This window comes from Dechloromonas aromatica RCB (assembly GCF_000012425.1).
In genome coordinates this window covers 3,478,365-3,492,107 of sequence record NC_007298.1, presented here as the reverse complement: position 1 = coordinate 3,492,107, position 13,743 = coordinate 3,478,365, and the positions used below count along the sequence as shown (strand labels likewise).

Annotated in this window: 13 protein-coding genes; all 13 read left to right on the top strand. The window is 62.6% G+C overall.

Going from position 1 to position 13,743, the window contains the following annotated elements; all coding sequences use genetic code 11:
- Positions 1-2: 2 nt before the first annotated feature.
- The 13 genes from DARO_RS16565 (at position 3) to DARO_RS16505 (ending at position 13,738) form a co-directional block, all read left to right on the top strand.
- On the top strand, positions 3-1,802 hold the full coding sequence (locus DARO_RS16565; RefSeq protein WP_011288966.1) for a feruloyl-CoA synthase: 1,800 nt from the start codon (positions 3-5) through the stop codon (positions 1,800-1,802).
- A gap of 74 nt (positions 1,803-1,876) precedes the next feature.
- The gene (locus tag DARO_RS16560; protein WP_011288965.1) at positions 1,877-2,821 is read left to right on the top strand and encodes an acetaldehyde dehydrogenase (acetylating); all 945 of its coding nucleotides are present in this window, start codon (positions 1,877-1,879) and stop codon (positions 2,819-2,821) included.
- An 11-nt stretch (positions 2,822-2,832) separates the two neighbouring features.
- Positions 2,833-3,894: a 4-hydroxy-2-oxovalerate aldolase gene (gene dmpG, locus DARO_RS16555; RefSeq protein ID WP_011288964.1), complete on the top strand. Its 1,062-nt coding sequence runs from the start codon at positions 2,833-2,835 to the stop codon at positions 3,892-3,894.
- Positions 3,895-3,899: 5 nt separating this feature from the next.
- Positions 3,900-4,901 (top strand): FAD-binding oxidoreductase, encoded by a 1,002-nt coding sequence (locus tag DARO_RS16550; RefSeq protein WP_011288963.1) that lies wholly within the window; start codon positions 3,900-3,902, stop codon positions 4,899-4,901.
- 22 nt (positions 4,902-4,923) lie between these two features.
- The gene (locus DARO_RS16545) at positions 4,924-5,973 is read left to right on the top strand and encodes a branched-chain amino acid ABC transporter permease (RefSeq protein WP_011288962.1); all 1,050 of its coding nucleotides are present in this window, start codon (positions 4,924-4,926) and stop codon (positions 5,971-5,973) included.
- Positions 5,974-5,975: 2 nt separating this feature from the next.
- Positions 5,976-7,763 carry a branched-chain amino acid ABC transporter ATP-binding protein/permease gene (locus DARO_RS16540; RefSeq protein ID WP_198134195.1) on the top strand — a complete coding sequence of 596 codons (1,788 nt, stop codon included), beginning with the start codon at positions 5,976-5,978 and terminating at the stop codon, positions 7,761-7,763.
- The gene (locus DARO_RS16535) at positions 7,760-8,506 is read left to right on the top strand and encodes an ABC transporter ATP-binding protein (RefSeq protein WP_011288960.1); all 747 of its coding nucleotides are present in this window, start codon (positions 7,760-7,762) and stop codon (positions 8,504-8,506) included. Before DARO_RS16540 ends, DARO_RS16535 begins: the two co-directional genes overlap by 4 nt.
- Positions 8,507-8,508: 2 nt before the next feature.
- Positions 8,509-8,928, top strand: a complete 420-nt coding sequence (locus DARO_RS16530) for a PaaI family thioesterase (protein ID WP_011288959.1) — start codon at positions 8,509-8,511, stop codon at positions 8,926-8,928.
- Positions 8,929-8,949: 21 nt separating this feature from the next.
- Entirely contained in the window at positions 8,950-9,387 is a 438-nt protein-coding gene (locus DARO_RS16525; protein WP_011288958.1) for a hotdog fold thioesterase, read from the top strand.
- Between the two features lie 72 nt (positions 9,388-9,459).
- Positions 9,460-10,146, top strand: coding sequence for a dienelactone hydrolase family protein (locus DARO_RS16520; protein WP_011288957.1), 687 nt, complete (start codon positions 9,460-9,462; stop codon positions 10,144-10,146).
- A 7-nt stretch (positions 10,147-10,153) separates the two neighbouring features.
- On the top strand, positions 10,154-11,023 hold the full coding sequence (locus DARO_RS16515) for an alpha/beta fold hydrolase (protein WP_011288956.1): 870 nt from the start codon (positions 10,154-10,156) through the stop codon (positions 11,021-11,023).
- Positions 11,024-11,328: 305 nt separating this feature from the next.
- Positions 11,329-12,912: an alkaline phosphatase family protein gene (locus DARO_RS16510; RefSeq protein ID WP_011288955.1), complete on the top strand. Its 1,584-nt coding sequence runs from the start codon at positions 11,329-11,331 to the stop codon at positions 12,910-12,912.
- A gap of 103 nt (positions 12,913-13,015) precedes the next feature.
- Entirely contained in the window at positions 13,016-13,738 is a 723-nt protein-coding gene (locus tag DARO_RS16505) for a hypothetical protein (protein ID WP_011288954.1), read from the top strand.
- Positions 13,739-13,743 lie beyond the last annotated feature (5 nt).

Below are 13,743 nucleotides of genomic sequence, written 5' to 3'. Positions count from 1 at the left end.
GCATGAGCTTTTTTGACAATCCGGGCATGCTGGCACCCCCACGGGTGACCCGCATCGATCTTTCCAAGGGCGGGTTCATCCTCGCCTGTTCCGAGCCGCTGGGCGAGGTCACGCGCTGTATCGGCGACTGGCTGGAGCTTTGGGCTGAACGCACGCCGAACCAGCTGTATCTGGCCGAGCGCGGTGCCGATGGCGAATGGGTCAAGCTGACCTATGCCGAAGTTCGCGACAAGGTCGGTCGTCTGGCCCAGGGGCTGCTCAACCTGGGACTGGGGCCGACCGCCCCGGTGGTCTGCCTGTCGGACAACAGCCTGGATCAGGCGCTGCTGATGCTGGCCACGCTGCATATCGGCCGGCCGTTTGCCACGGTCTCCAGCGCCTATTCCCGTCTGGCCAAGGATTTCACGAAGGTGTCGACGATCCTGAGCGAGCTGGCGCCCGGCGCGGTCTATGCCGGCGACGGTGCGGTCTATGCCTCGGCGATCCGCGCCAGTGCCGTCAAATGCCCGGTGCTGCTGAGCAACAACGCCTATCAGATCGAAGGCAGCATCACGCTGGCCGAACTGCTGCGCACCCGGGAAACGCCGGCCGTGATGGAAGCTTTCGCCAAGATCACGCCGGAGACGCACGCGAAGTATCTGCTCACTTCCGGCTCAACCGGCCGGCCGAAGATCGCCATCAATACGCACCGCATGCTGTGCGCCAACCAGAAGCAGGTGCAGCAGTGCTGGCCCTTCCTGCACAACCTGCGGCCGGTGATCGTCGATTGGCTGCCGTGGAGCCATACCTTCGGCGCCAACTTCACCTTCAACATGGTGCTGGCCAACGGCGGCAGTTTCTACATCGACGAAGGCCGCCCGGTACCCGGCTTGATGGAAAAGTCGGTGCGCAATCTGCGTGAAGTGCAGCCCAACCTGTACTTCAACGTACCCAAGGGCTTCGACGCCCTGATCGCCTTCCTGGAGCAGGATGAATCCTTCGCTCGCGACTTCTTCGGTCGTCTGCGCGCCGTGTTCTACGCGGCCGCCGCCCTGCCGCAAACGACCTGGGATCGCCTCGAACGCTCGGCCAAGAAGGTGATGGGCGAGGATGTCTGGTTTACCTCGGCCTGGGGGGCAACCGAATCGGCGCCGGCGCTGACCAACGTGCACTGGCGTCTCGACGGGCCGGGTTGCATTGGCCTGCCGATGGCCGGCACGTCGATCAAATTCCTGCCCAACGGCGACAAGCTGGAAATGCGCGTCAAGGGGCCGCAGGTCTTCCAGGGCTACCTGAACAACCCGGAAAAGACGGCCGAAGTGTTCGACGAGGACGGCTACTACAAGATTGGTGACGCCGGTGCCCTGATCGATCCTGATCGTCCGGAAAAGGGCATCGCCTTCAATGGCCGGGTGGCCGAGGATTTCAAGCTGACTACCGGGACCTGGGTCTCTGTCGGTACGCTGCGCGTCAAGGCGGTCACCGCGCTGGCGCCGTATGCGCAGGACGTGGTCGTTACCGGCCATGACCGTGATGAAGTCGGCCTGCTGGTCTTCCCAAGTCCCGGGGCCAAGGACGTGCCGGTCGAACAGTTGCATGCCCATATCCGCGAAGGGCTGAAAAAGCTGCGCACGGATGGGGGCGGTGGTGCTTCGCAAAGCCCGACCCGAGCCATGCTGCTCGACGATTCGCCCAATCTCGATGCCGGTGAAATCACCGACAAGGGCTACATCAACCAGCGTGCCGTGCTGGCCCGACGGGCGGCCGACGTGCTGATGCTGCACACCTCGCCCAAGCTCGACCGCGTCGTTTTCCTCAAATAACTAGACAGGCAGTGAAGCCTCTGGCCGATGGCGGCCGGGGCTCGCTCATCCTGAAATTCCCCACGGAGTCATTGATGAACAAGAAATTGAAGGTGGCGATCATCGGTCCGGGCAATATCGGCACCGACCTGATGATCAAGATCATGCGCCACGGCGAGCACCTCGAAATGGGCGCCATGGTCGGTATCGACCCGCAATCCGATGGTCTGGCCCGGGCCCAGCGCATGGGCGTGGCGACGACGCATGAAGGCGTCGAGGGGCTGACCCGTCTGCCGGTCTTTGCCGACATCGACATCGTTTTCGATGCGACCAGTGCCGGTGCGCATGTCCGCAACGATGCCTTCCTGCGCTCGCTGAAACCGAATATCCGCATGGTCGACCTGACGCCGGCGGCGATCGGCCCCTACTGCATTCCGGTGGTCAATGGCGCCGCCCACGACGAAGCATTGAACGTGAACATGGTCACCTGCGGCGGTCAGGCGACCATCCCGATGGTGGCGGCGGTCAGTCGTGTCGCCAAGGTGCATTACGGCGAAATCATCGCCTCGATCTCCAGCAAGTCGGCAGGCCCCGGCACTCGGGCCAATATCGACGAATTCACCGAAACCACCTCGAAGGCCATCGAGGCGGTCGGCGGCGCGGCCAAGGGCAAGGCGATCATCATCCTGAACCCGGCCGAACCGCCGCTGATCATGCGCGACACGGTGTATTGCCTGTCCGAGCTGGTCGATGAAGACGAGATCGCCGCTTCCGTCGCCCAGATGGCGGCCGACGTGCAGAAGTACGTGCCGGGCTATCGCCTGAAGCAGAAGGTGCAGTTCGACATCATTCCGGCTTCGCGCCCGATCAACATTCCGGGCGTTGGCCAACGCATGAGCGGCCTAAAGACCTCGGTCTTCCTCGAAGTCGAAGGCGCCGCCCACTACCTGCCGGCCTACGCCGGCAACCTCGACATCATGACCTCGGCCGCCAAGACCACGGCCGAGCGCATGGCCGCCCGCATCCTGTCTGCTGCCTGAGGAGAATGACGATGAACCCGAACAAGAAAATCTACATCTCCGACGTCACGCTGCGCGACGGCTCGCACGCCATTCGCCATCAGTACAGCGTCGAAAACGCCGTGCAGATCGCCCGTGCGCTCGACAAGGCCAAGGTCGACTCGATCGAGGTCGCCCACGGCGACGGCCTGCAGGGCTCCAGCTTTAATTACGGCTTTGGTGCCCACACCGATCTGGAGTGGATCGAGGCGGTGGCCGACACGGTCAAGCACGCCAAGGTCGCCACCCTGCTGCTGCCCGGCATCGGTACCGTGCATGACCTGAAGGCGGCCTACAGTGCCGGCGCCCGCATCGTCCGCGTCGCCACGCACTGCACCGAGGCCGACGTTTCCCGCCAGCACATCGAAGTCGCCCGCAATCTCGGCATGGAAGCCGTCGGCTTCCTGATGATGAGCCACATGACGACGCCGCAGGCACTGGCCGAGCAGGCCAAATTGATGGAAAGCTACGGCGCGACCTGCTGCTACGTGGTCGATTCCGGCGGCGCGCTGTCGATGAACGATGTGCGCGACCGTTTCCGCGCCTTCAAGGAAGTACTGAAGCCGGAAACCGAAACCGGCATCCACGCCCACCACAACCTCAGCCTCGGCGTTGCCAACAGCATCGTCGCGGTCGAGGAGGGCTGCGATCGCGTCGACGCCAGTCTGTCCGGCATGGGCGCCGGGGCCGGCAATGCGCCGCTCGAGGTGTTCATCGCCGCGGCCGACCGCATGGGCTGGAACCATGGTTGCAACCTCTACACCCTAATGGATGCCGCCGACGATATCGTCCGCCCATTGCAGGATCGCCCGGTCCGTGTCGACCGCGAAACCCTGGCCCTCGGCTACGCCGGCGTCTATTCCAGCTTCCTGCGCCACTCCGAAGTCGCCGCCAAAAAATACGGCCTGAAGGCGGTTGATATCCTGGTCGAGCTGGGCCGTCGCCGCATGGTCGGCGGCCAGGAGGACATGATCGTCGACGTCGCACTCGATCTGCTCAAGGGCCACGAGCATGACGCCGAGCACGCCATTCCGACCATGAGCGAAGCAGGCTGACCATCATGTCCGATAAATTCACCATCCAGCTGGCGCCCAATGGCGGCAGCTTCGAGTGCGGGCCGGAGCAGAGCATCCTCGATGCGGCGATGGCGGCCGGCTACTGGCTGCCACATAGCTGCCGAGCCGGTAGCTGCAATTCCTGTCATCTGCCACTCAAGGAAGGCAGCGTTCGCCATGCCGCACCACCGTCGGACGGCATACCCGTCGCTGAGGGCGAGTGCCGGACCTGTCTGGGGTATGCCCTGTGCAACCTGACGCTGGAGGCGCCGAGCGTGCCGAAGGAAGCCGGTCAGCGCATCGTCACCACCGGTGCCAAGGTCGTCGAGGTCGAACGGCCATCGCACGACGTGGCCGTGATCAAGCTGCAGGTGCCGGCGCAATCCGGCTTCGCCTTCCAGGCCGGGCAGTACGCCAGCGTGTTGATGAAGGACGGGGCGAAGCGCAGTTACAGCATGGCCAATGCGCCGAACGAGGACGGTGTGGTCGAGTGGCACGTCCGCCGCATGGAGGGCGGTCGTTTCTCGACCCACGCCTACGACAAGCTGAAGGCCGGCGGCATGCTGCGGATCGAGGGGCCGTTCGGCACCTTCCTGCTGCAGCCGGGCGATGCGCCGGTGGTGCTGCTCGCTTCGGGCACCGGTTACGCGCCGATCGCCTCGTTGCTCAAGACGCACGGCCCCGAACTGGCGCGCCGCAAGGCGGTGCTCTATTGGGGCGGCCGGACCTGGGCCGATCTCTACGCAGTCGACAGCATCGAAAGCTGGGAAGCCGAGTACCCGGGCATCCGCCTCGTTCCGGTGTTGTCGGAGGCCGGGCCGGAATGGGCCGGGCGCACCGGCTTTGTCCATGCGGCCGTGCTGTCCGACTTGCCGGATCTGTCCGGTCACGAGGTGTATGCCTGCGGCAATCCGCTGATGATCGATGCCGCCCGCGCCAGCTTCACGGCCGAGGCCGGCTTGCCGCCCGAGCGCTTCTTCGCCGATGCCTTCGTGGTCAATCACTGAATCCGGGTAGGGGGAAACAAACATGGATTTCGGTATCTTTGCCGTCCTGGCTCAGGATGGCGTGACCAACGGCGCGGTTTATGCGCTATTGGCCATGGCGCTGGTGCTGGTCTTTTCGGTGACCCGCATCATCTTTCTGCCGCAAGGCGAATTCATCGGTTTTGGCGCCTTGACGCTGGCCGCCCTGCAAGGGGGCCAGTTTCCGAAACTGATCTGGCTGCTGATCGGCATTGGCATCCTGACTTTTCTGGTCGAGCTCGGCTCGGCGCTGCGGCAAGTCCGCTACAAGCCGTTGCCGAAGCGCCACCTGATGTGGAGCGGCGTCGAGAACCTGTTCTACCCGCTGTTCGTCTGGGCGCTGGCTCATCTCTTCAACTGGCAGGGCATGCCGATGGTGGTCCAGGTCCTGTTCACGCTGGGGGTGACCGTGCCGCTCGGCATCATGATCTATCGCATTGCCTTCCAGCCGATGGCCGAGGCTTCGGTGCTGGTGCTGCTAATCGTCTCGGTCGGCGTGCATTTCGCGATGCTTGGCATGGGCCTGTTCATCTTCGGGCCGGAAGGTTCAACCACGCTGCCGTTCACCGACTGGAGCACCGAGCTCGGCGCCATGCTGGTTTCCGGCCAGAGCGTCGTGGTTATGGCGGTTTCCGCCAGCCTGATCGGTGGCCTCTACCTGTTCTTTGACCGTACCCTTTACGGCAAGGCCCTGCGGGCCACGGCGGTCAATCGCAAGGGGGCGCAACTGGTCGGCATCGGCACTACACAGGCCGGGCGCATGGCCTTCGGCCTAGCCGCTGCACTGGGCACGCTGGCCGGCACGCTGATCGCCCCGCTCAATACGGTCGGTTACGACACCGGCTTTGTCGTTGCGCTGAAGGGCTTTGTCGCCGCCATCGTCGGCGGTCTGGCCAGCTATCCGCTGGCGGCGGCCGGGGCGATCCTGGTCGGCCTGCTCGAAAGCTATTCCTCGTTCTGGGCCAGTGCCTACAAGGAAGTCATCGTGTTCACGCTGATCATTCCGGTGCTCGCCTGGCGCTCGCTGACTTCCGGTCATGGAGATGAAGAATGAAGATGTCCACCAAAAAACTTCAGTGGCTGATGTTCGGCTGGTTCTTCCTGTTCCCCTTCCTGCCGGTGCCGGGTTACTGGATCACCATCGGCAACTACATCGGCCTCTATTCCATCGTCGCGCTCGGTCTGGTGCTGCTGACCGGTATCGGCGGCCTGACCTCCTTCGGGCAGGCGGCTTTTGTCGGCCTTGGCGCCTACACCACGGCCTACCTGAGTACGACGCTCGGTTGGTCGCCATGGATCGGCCTCGGGGCCGGACTGGTCGTCTCCGGGCTGGCCGCCGGCTTGATCGGCAGCATCACCGTGCGCCTGTCCGGTCACTTCCTGCCGCTGGCGACCATCGCCTGGGGGCTGTCGCTGTACTACCTGTTCGGTACGCTGGAATTTCTCGGCAAGTACGATGGCCTGTCCGGCATCCCGCCGCTCAGCCTGTTCGGCCTCGACCTGTCGTCGCCCCGGGTCATGTACGGGATGATCTGGTTCTGTCTCGGTGGCTGCCTGTGGCTGGTACTCAACCTGCTCAACTCCCGGCCGGGCCGGGCCATCCGGGCTCTGGCCAAGGGCAAGACCATGCCCGAGGCGATGGGCATCAACACCGCCCAGTACAAGATTCTGATCTTCGTGCTGGCAGCCTTGATGGCGAGCCTTTCCGGCTGGCTGTACGCCCATCTGCAACGTTCGGTCAGCGCGACGCCCTTCGGTCTGAACATGGGTATCGAATACCTGTTCATGGCAGTGGTCGGTGGCGTTGGTCACGTCTGGGGCGCCATCCTCGGCGCCGTGGTGATGACCGGCCTGAAGAGCCAGTTGCAGGACTGGTTGCCGTTGCTGCTCGGGAGTAATGGCAATTTCGAGATCGTCGTCTTCGGCGTGATGATCGTGCTGCTGCTGTTGTGGTCGCGCGATGGTCTGTGGCCGTGGGTGGCTGCGGTGTGGGCGAAGTTTCATCCGCCCGAGCCGGAGGTCGTCGCACCGGCCATTGCACCGGATGGTTATGGCGACATGAAGCGTCGTTCCAAGCCCGAGCCTGGGGCGCTGATCCTCGAAGTGAATGAGGCGCGCAAGCAGTTCGGCGGCCTGGTCGCCGTCAAGGACATGACCTTCGAGATCAAGGCGGGCGAAGTGGTCGGTCTGATTGGTCCGAACGGCGCTGGCAAGTCGACGATGTTCAATCTGGTGACCGGCGTGCTGCCGGCCAGCAGCGGCGAGATCCGCTTCGGCGGCGAGCGCATCGACCAGCTCGATTCCCGTCGCATCGTGCAGATGGGGATCGGCCGCAGCTTCCAGCATGTGCATCTGATCCCGCATCTGTCAGTGCTGGAAAACGTTGCCATGGGCGCCCATCTGCGTGGCAAGAGCAGCCCATTGAGTGCGGCGTTGCGCACGGATCGTCATGAAGAGGCGCAGCTGCTTTTCCTGGCGGCCGAGCAGATCCGCCGCGTTGGCCTAGGCGACTACATGCATACGCCGGCCGGTAGCCTGGCTCTCGGCCAGCAGCGGATTCTCGAAATCGCCCGTGCCTTGTGCACGGACCCGACCCTGCTGCTGCTCGATGAACCGGCGGCCGGCCTGCGCTTGAAGGAAAAGGAAGCACTGGCGGCATTGATCAAGCAATTGAAGGGCGAAGGCATGTCGGTGTTGCTGGTCGAGCACGACATGGATTTCGTGATGGGCCTGACCGACCGTCTGGTCGTCATGGAATTCGGTAGCAAGATCGCCGAAGGTCTGCCGGTCGAAATTCAGAATAACGAAGCCGTCTTGGCGGCTTACCTCGGAGGCATCGAATGAGCACCGACAATGCAAAACCGGTCCTCGAGACTCGCAACCTGTGTGTGCGCTACGGCAAGGTCGAGGCCCTGCGGGCTGCCTCGATCAGCCTGCGGGCCGGCGAGATCGTTACCGTCATCGGCCCGAATGGCGCCGGCAAGTCATCGCTGCTCAACGCCATCATGGGTGCCTTGCCCAGCGAGGGGCAGGCGGGAGGCGAGGTGCTCTACCAGGGGCACGACGTGTCGCATCACGCCATCGAACTGCGTCTCGGCAAGGGACTGGCACTGGTGCCGGAAAAGCGTGAATTGTTCACCAGCATGACCGTCGAAGATAACCTGGTGCTCGGCGCCTATCGCCGGCGCAAGGATGGCTGGTCCTACCGCGATGGACTGGAGGGCATCTACAGCGTTTTTCCCCGGCTCAAGGAGCGCCGCAAGCAGCTGGCTGGCACGATGTCCGGTGGCGAGCGGCAGATGGTGGCGATTGGCCGGGCGCTGATGAGCGATCCCAAGGTGCTGATGCTCGACGAGCCGTCGCTCGGCCTGGCGCCGCGCGTCATGGCCGAGGTCTTCCACGTCATTTCGCATCTGCGTGAAACCGGGGTTGCCACGCTGCTGATCGAGCAGAACTCGCGGGCAGCCTTGCAGGTCTCCGATTACGGCTATGTGCTGGAAGTCGGCGACATCACGCTGGAAGGCAAGGCCAAGGATTTGGCGCAGAATCCGAAAGTGATCGAAGCCTACCTTGGAGCCAAGCATTGACCATGAGCAAACTGCGCCCGGAATTCACCGTCGACCGTCTCAATCGCGATGCCGAGAATTGCCTGCCCGGACACCTCGGCGTCGAATTCCTGACGCTGGAGCAGGGCAGGGCGAGCGGCCGGATGGCCATTCGCCCCGAACACCTGGCGCCGAATGGCCGCCTGCACGCGGCAAGCATCATCGCTCTGGCCGATACGATGACGGGCCACGCGACGATGTCGCACTTGCCGGAAGGGGCAAAATCTTTTGCCACCATCGAATTGAAGAGCAATCACCTGGGCACGCTGACCGAAGGGGCCATTGCCTGCGTCGCCAGCGCCCAGCACCTCGGGCGGACAACGCAGGTCTGGGATGCGGTGGTCACCGATGAAGCGACCGGCAAGCAACTGGTGCTCTATCGCTGCACCCAGATGATTCTGTAAAACGAAATAAAAGGACATCCAATGACGATCTGGCACAAGCCGTTTTCCCTCGAAGAAGTCAATCAGCGTGGCCAGGGCTGCGCCAATGGTCACCTCGGTATCGAACTGATCGAAATCGGTGACGACTACCTGCGTGGCCGCATGCCGGTCGACGAGCGTACCCGTCAGCCGGCCGGCGCATTGCACGGCGGCATCTCGGTGGCGTTTGCCGAAACGCTGGCCTCATGGTCGGCGGCGCATGTCGTCGATCGGGAAAAGCACCACTGCGTCGGGCAGGAAATCAACGCCAACCATGTCCGGGCCGTCACTGAAGGCTGGGTCTATGGCGAGGCGCGGCCGTTGCACCTCGGGCGCACGACCCAGGTCTGGGACGTGCGCATTAGCAATGAAGAGGGCAAGCTGGTCTGCGTGTCGCGGGTGACGATTGCGGTACTGAATACGCCGAGCCGCTACCATTGAGCGTTCGGCAGGATTACTCTGTGGGACTTTTCGGCCATCGTTGATGGCCGTTTTTTTGAAACAGGTGGAGCAATGGAACAGCAGATCGGCACTGAGGGCCGGATGATCGAATTCAAGCGTCCCGATGGCTCGGCTTGCCAGGGGTATTACGCCGAGGCCGGGCAGGATAGGCCGGGCATCGTGGTCATCCAGGAATGGTGGGGGCTGAACCCGCAAATTCGCAGCGTGGCCGACCGTCTTGCCGCCGTCGGCTTCAATGCGCTGGCGCCCGATCTTTACCATGGCCGGGTGGCGCAGGATGTGGATGAGGCCAGCCACATGATGAACGGACTGGATTTTCCTGGCGCCACTTTTCAGGATATCCGCGGTGCCGTGGGGCATCTGCTGGCAAGCGGCAAGGGTAAGGTGGCCGTCATGGGCTTCTGCATGGGCGGCGCGCTGACCGTGGCCAGCGCCGTGCATTTGCCCGAGGTGGCTGCGGCGGTCTGCTATTACGGCATACCGCCCAGGGATTTCGCCGACCCGGCCGCGATCCGGATTCCCTTCCTCGGCCATTTCGCCACCCGCGACACCTGGTGTACGCCTGATGTCGTGGCCCAACTCGAAAGCGCCATGCTGGCAGCCGGACAGAAGCCGGTGCTCTATCGCTACGAGGCCGAGCATGCCTTCTTCAACAAGCTGCGGCCGACGGTCTATGATCCACAGGCGGCCGAGTTGTCGTGGGAGCGTACGCTCACTTTCCTGAACCAGCACCTGTAAAACTGACATGTCGCCAACTAGCACCACCGAACATATCGATATCCGTGGCCTGCGTTATCACGTCCGCCACTGGGGAGCGGTTGATGCGCCGAAGATCTTCCTGCTGCACGGCTGGATGGATTCGTCGGCCACCTTCCAGTTTGTGGTCGATGCCTTCGAGAAGTCCTGGCATGTTATTGCGCCGGACTGGCGCGGCTACGGCGATAGTGAATGGCTGGGGCGGCCCTACTGGTTTCCCGATTATTACGCCGATCTCGAAGCGCTGCTCCAGCATTACTCGCCGGATGAGCCGGCGCAACTGGTCGGGCACAGCATGGGGGCGAATATTGCCGCGACCTTTGCGGCCTTGCGCCCGCATCGGGTGGCGCGGCTGGCCATGCTGGACTTTCTCGGTCTGAAGCCGGAGCCGAGCATCGATGCGCCGACCCAGATCGGCAAGTGGCTGGACGAGATTGCCGACCAACCCCGCCTGCGGGTCTATCCGGACCATGCCGCACTGGCCCGCCGCCTGCGCTTCGCCAATCCGCGCCTGACGGCCGAGCGGGCTGAATTTCTCTCCCGTGCGGTCAGTCGGACAACCGCCGACGGCTCGGTCGAAATGGCCTGCGACCCCTGGCACAAGGTGGCCTCGCCGGCGCTGTACCGGGTCGAGGATGCGATGGCAGCCTGGCGAAAGATTACCTGCCCGGTGCTGATGCTGATCGCCGACAAGGGCTTTGTCCGCATGCGCTTTGGCCGGGATACACCTGAATTCCAGCAGCGGATCGAATCTTTCGCTGATGTTCAGGCGAAGGACATTCCCGAGGCGGGGCATAACCTGCAACACGATCAGCCTGAACTGGTTGCGGCCGAACTCGAGGGATTCCTTCAGCGGTAGATTTTGCAGGCAATAACCGAGCCGAACTGCGATTGGAGAGGTGAGACAGAATGGGCGCTCTGAACATGCCTGCCCCATGAAGAGATGCTGGTGCCCGGCCGCGTACGCGAACTGGATAGGCCGCTGATTCGGGTGTTTTTGGTTTTGATGCCGGCGTAATGTCCATGCAATGATGAGGAAATATTCCTTGGCTACGATGGGCGGCGCCTTGCATCGCTGGAAATAAAAACAATCGCTGGCGATTGCGGCATTCAAGCGCCCTTAGTTATCCGGCTTCATGCCCATCCCAATCAGGAGTCTCGTTCATGCACAAGTTCGTTCGCACTGCCACCGCCGTGGCTGTTGCTTTCGCAGTTTCCGCCGGTGCCACCCCGGTATTTTCTGCTGCTCCCGTCGTTCAGGGTCCGGAATCCGTTCAGGACTGGTACAAGCAGGGCCAGAATTTCATTCGCCACAGCGAAAGAATGGTCGATAACCGTCATCACGCCAAGAATGTGATTCTCTTCGTTGGCGATGGCATGGGTATTTCGACGATTACCGCTGCCCGCATCCTGGAAGGCCAGCTCCATGGCAAGCCGGGCGAAGAAAACCGCCTGTCCTTCGAACATTTCCCGAACGTCGGTCTTTCCAAGACCTACTCCTGGGATCAGCAGACCCCGGATTCGGCGCCGACGATGACCGCCATGGTCACCGGCTACAAGGCCCGTGAAGGCATGCTGTCAGTCGACCATCTGACCTCCCGTGGCGAATGCGATGCCGCCGTGATCGCCAAGCACGCGCTGCCGACCATCCTCGAGCAGGCTGCCGCTGCCGGCAAGTCGACCGGTGTCGTGTCGACCGCCCGCCTGACCCACGCCACCCCGGCTGCAACCTACTCGCATACCTCGGTGCGCGACTGGGAATCCGATTCGGACATGAATTCCTTCTTCGCTGCCAATGTGGCGACCTGCAAGGCCAAGGGCGTGACGCTGGTCAAGGATATCGCACGCCAACTGATCGAAGTGTCGCCGGCCGTCAGGGCCAGCCTGAAGGTGGCGATGGGCGGTGGCCGCAGCTACTTCCTGCCGAAGACCTTGACCGACCAGGAATACGCCAAGAGTGGCAAGCGCAGCGACGGTCGTGATCTGACCGCCGAATGGGTCAGCACCCGCGGCGCCAAGGCCCAGTACGTCTGGAACAAGGCTGGTTTCGAAGCAATCGATCCGGCCAAGACCGAATACCTGCTCGGCCTGTTCGAAAACTCGCACATGCAGTACGAAGCTGATCGCGCCACCGACAAGGCTGGCGAGCCGTCGCTGACCGAGATGACTGAAAAGTCCATCAAGATGCTCGACAAGAACAAGCGCGGCTACTTCCTGCACGTTGAAGGCGGTCGTGTTGACCACGCTCACCACGCCGGCAATGCCCAGCGTGCGCTGCTCGATGCCATCGAACTGGCCAAGGCGGTCAAGAAGGCCTACGAAATGACCGATCCGCGCGAAACGCTGATCATCGTGACGGCCGACCACAGCCACACCTTCACCATCGCCGGTTACCCGCACCGCGGCAACAACATCCTCGGCTTGTCTGCCGCCGTGCCGGCCAATGACGGCGATCCGGTCAGCAACGACAAGGCCAGCGATGGCCTGCCCTACACCACGCTGGGTTACCAGAATGGTCCGGGTGCTGTTGGCGGTTCGTCGGCTGCCGTCAGCCGCAGTACCGATCTGACCAGTGTCGATACCACCGCGCTGAACTTCCTGCAGCAGGCTTTGGTGCCGTTGGGTTCGGAAACCCATGCCGGTGAAGATGTCGCCATCTACGCGACGGGTCCGAAGTCCTCTCTGGTTCATGGCAGCATGGAACAGAACTGGATCTACCACGTCATGAAGGAAGCCTTCGGCTTCTGATCCCGGTTCGGGCGGCGGCCGAGCCGTCGCCTGTTTCCGGAATTAGTGCTTAAACAAGGGCGCCTCATGCAGGCGCTCTACGCATTTGAAGAGGAACGTAGCGGTGAACGCGAAAATATCGACGATTTTTGTTTCCGTAGTGCTGGGTTTTTTGGGTAATGCACTGGCTCACGAAGGGCATCATGAGCATTCAGCCGAGGTGGCCAAGCCGGTCATGGCCATTGAGAACACCACGCCAATGTCGCTGGCCGCACGCTATGACCTGAAAAGCGGCAAGGTGAACAGCGACTGGTACCTGTGGCGCAGCGCCAACCGTGTCGAGATCGCCGATCTGACAACCGGCCAGAACAACATCTGGGAACGCAGCGGTCAGCACGACTACAGCTATCAGCGCGTGTTCAACAAGGATCAGCGCGTCATCGAATATTCGGTCGGCGAAATCCGCACCCGCCATGCCGAGCCGGACTGGAGCAAGCTGGTTTCCGTGGTTTCGCCGCAGCTTTTGAAGTCGCTGCAACGCGGCGAAAGCAGGATCGATTTCGATCAGACGGTGGTGCACTACACCGGCGTGGTGAACGGTCAGCAAGTTGATCTGTGGTGGCTGGAACAAGCACAACTGCCGGCAAAACTGTCGATTTCCGGTCAGCAGTCGCTGGAAATGATCCTCAGGGAAATCCACGCCCAGGCGCCTGCAGCCTGGCCGCAAGCGACTGACGAGAAACTGGCAGCGTACGGCCGGATCGATGCGTCCGATTTCGGTGACATGGAGAACGATCCCTTCGTGGCCCGTGTCTTGCGCCAGGATGGCCACGAGCATTCGCACTAGCGCCA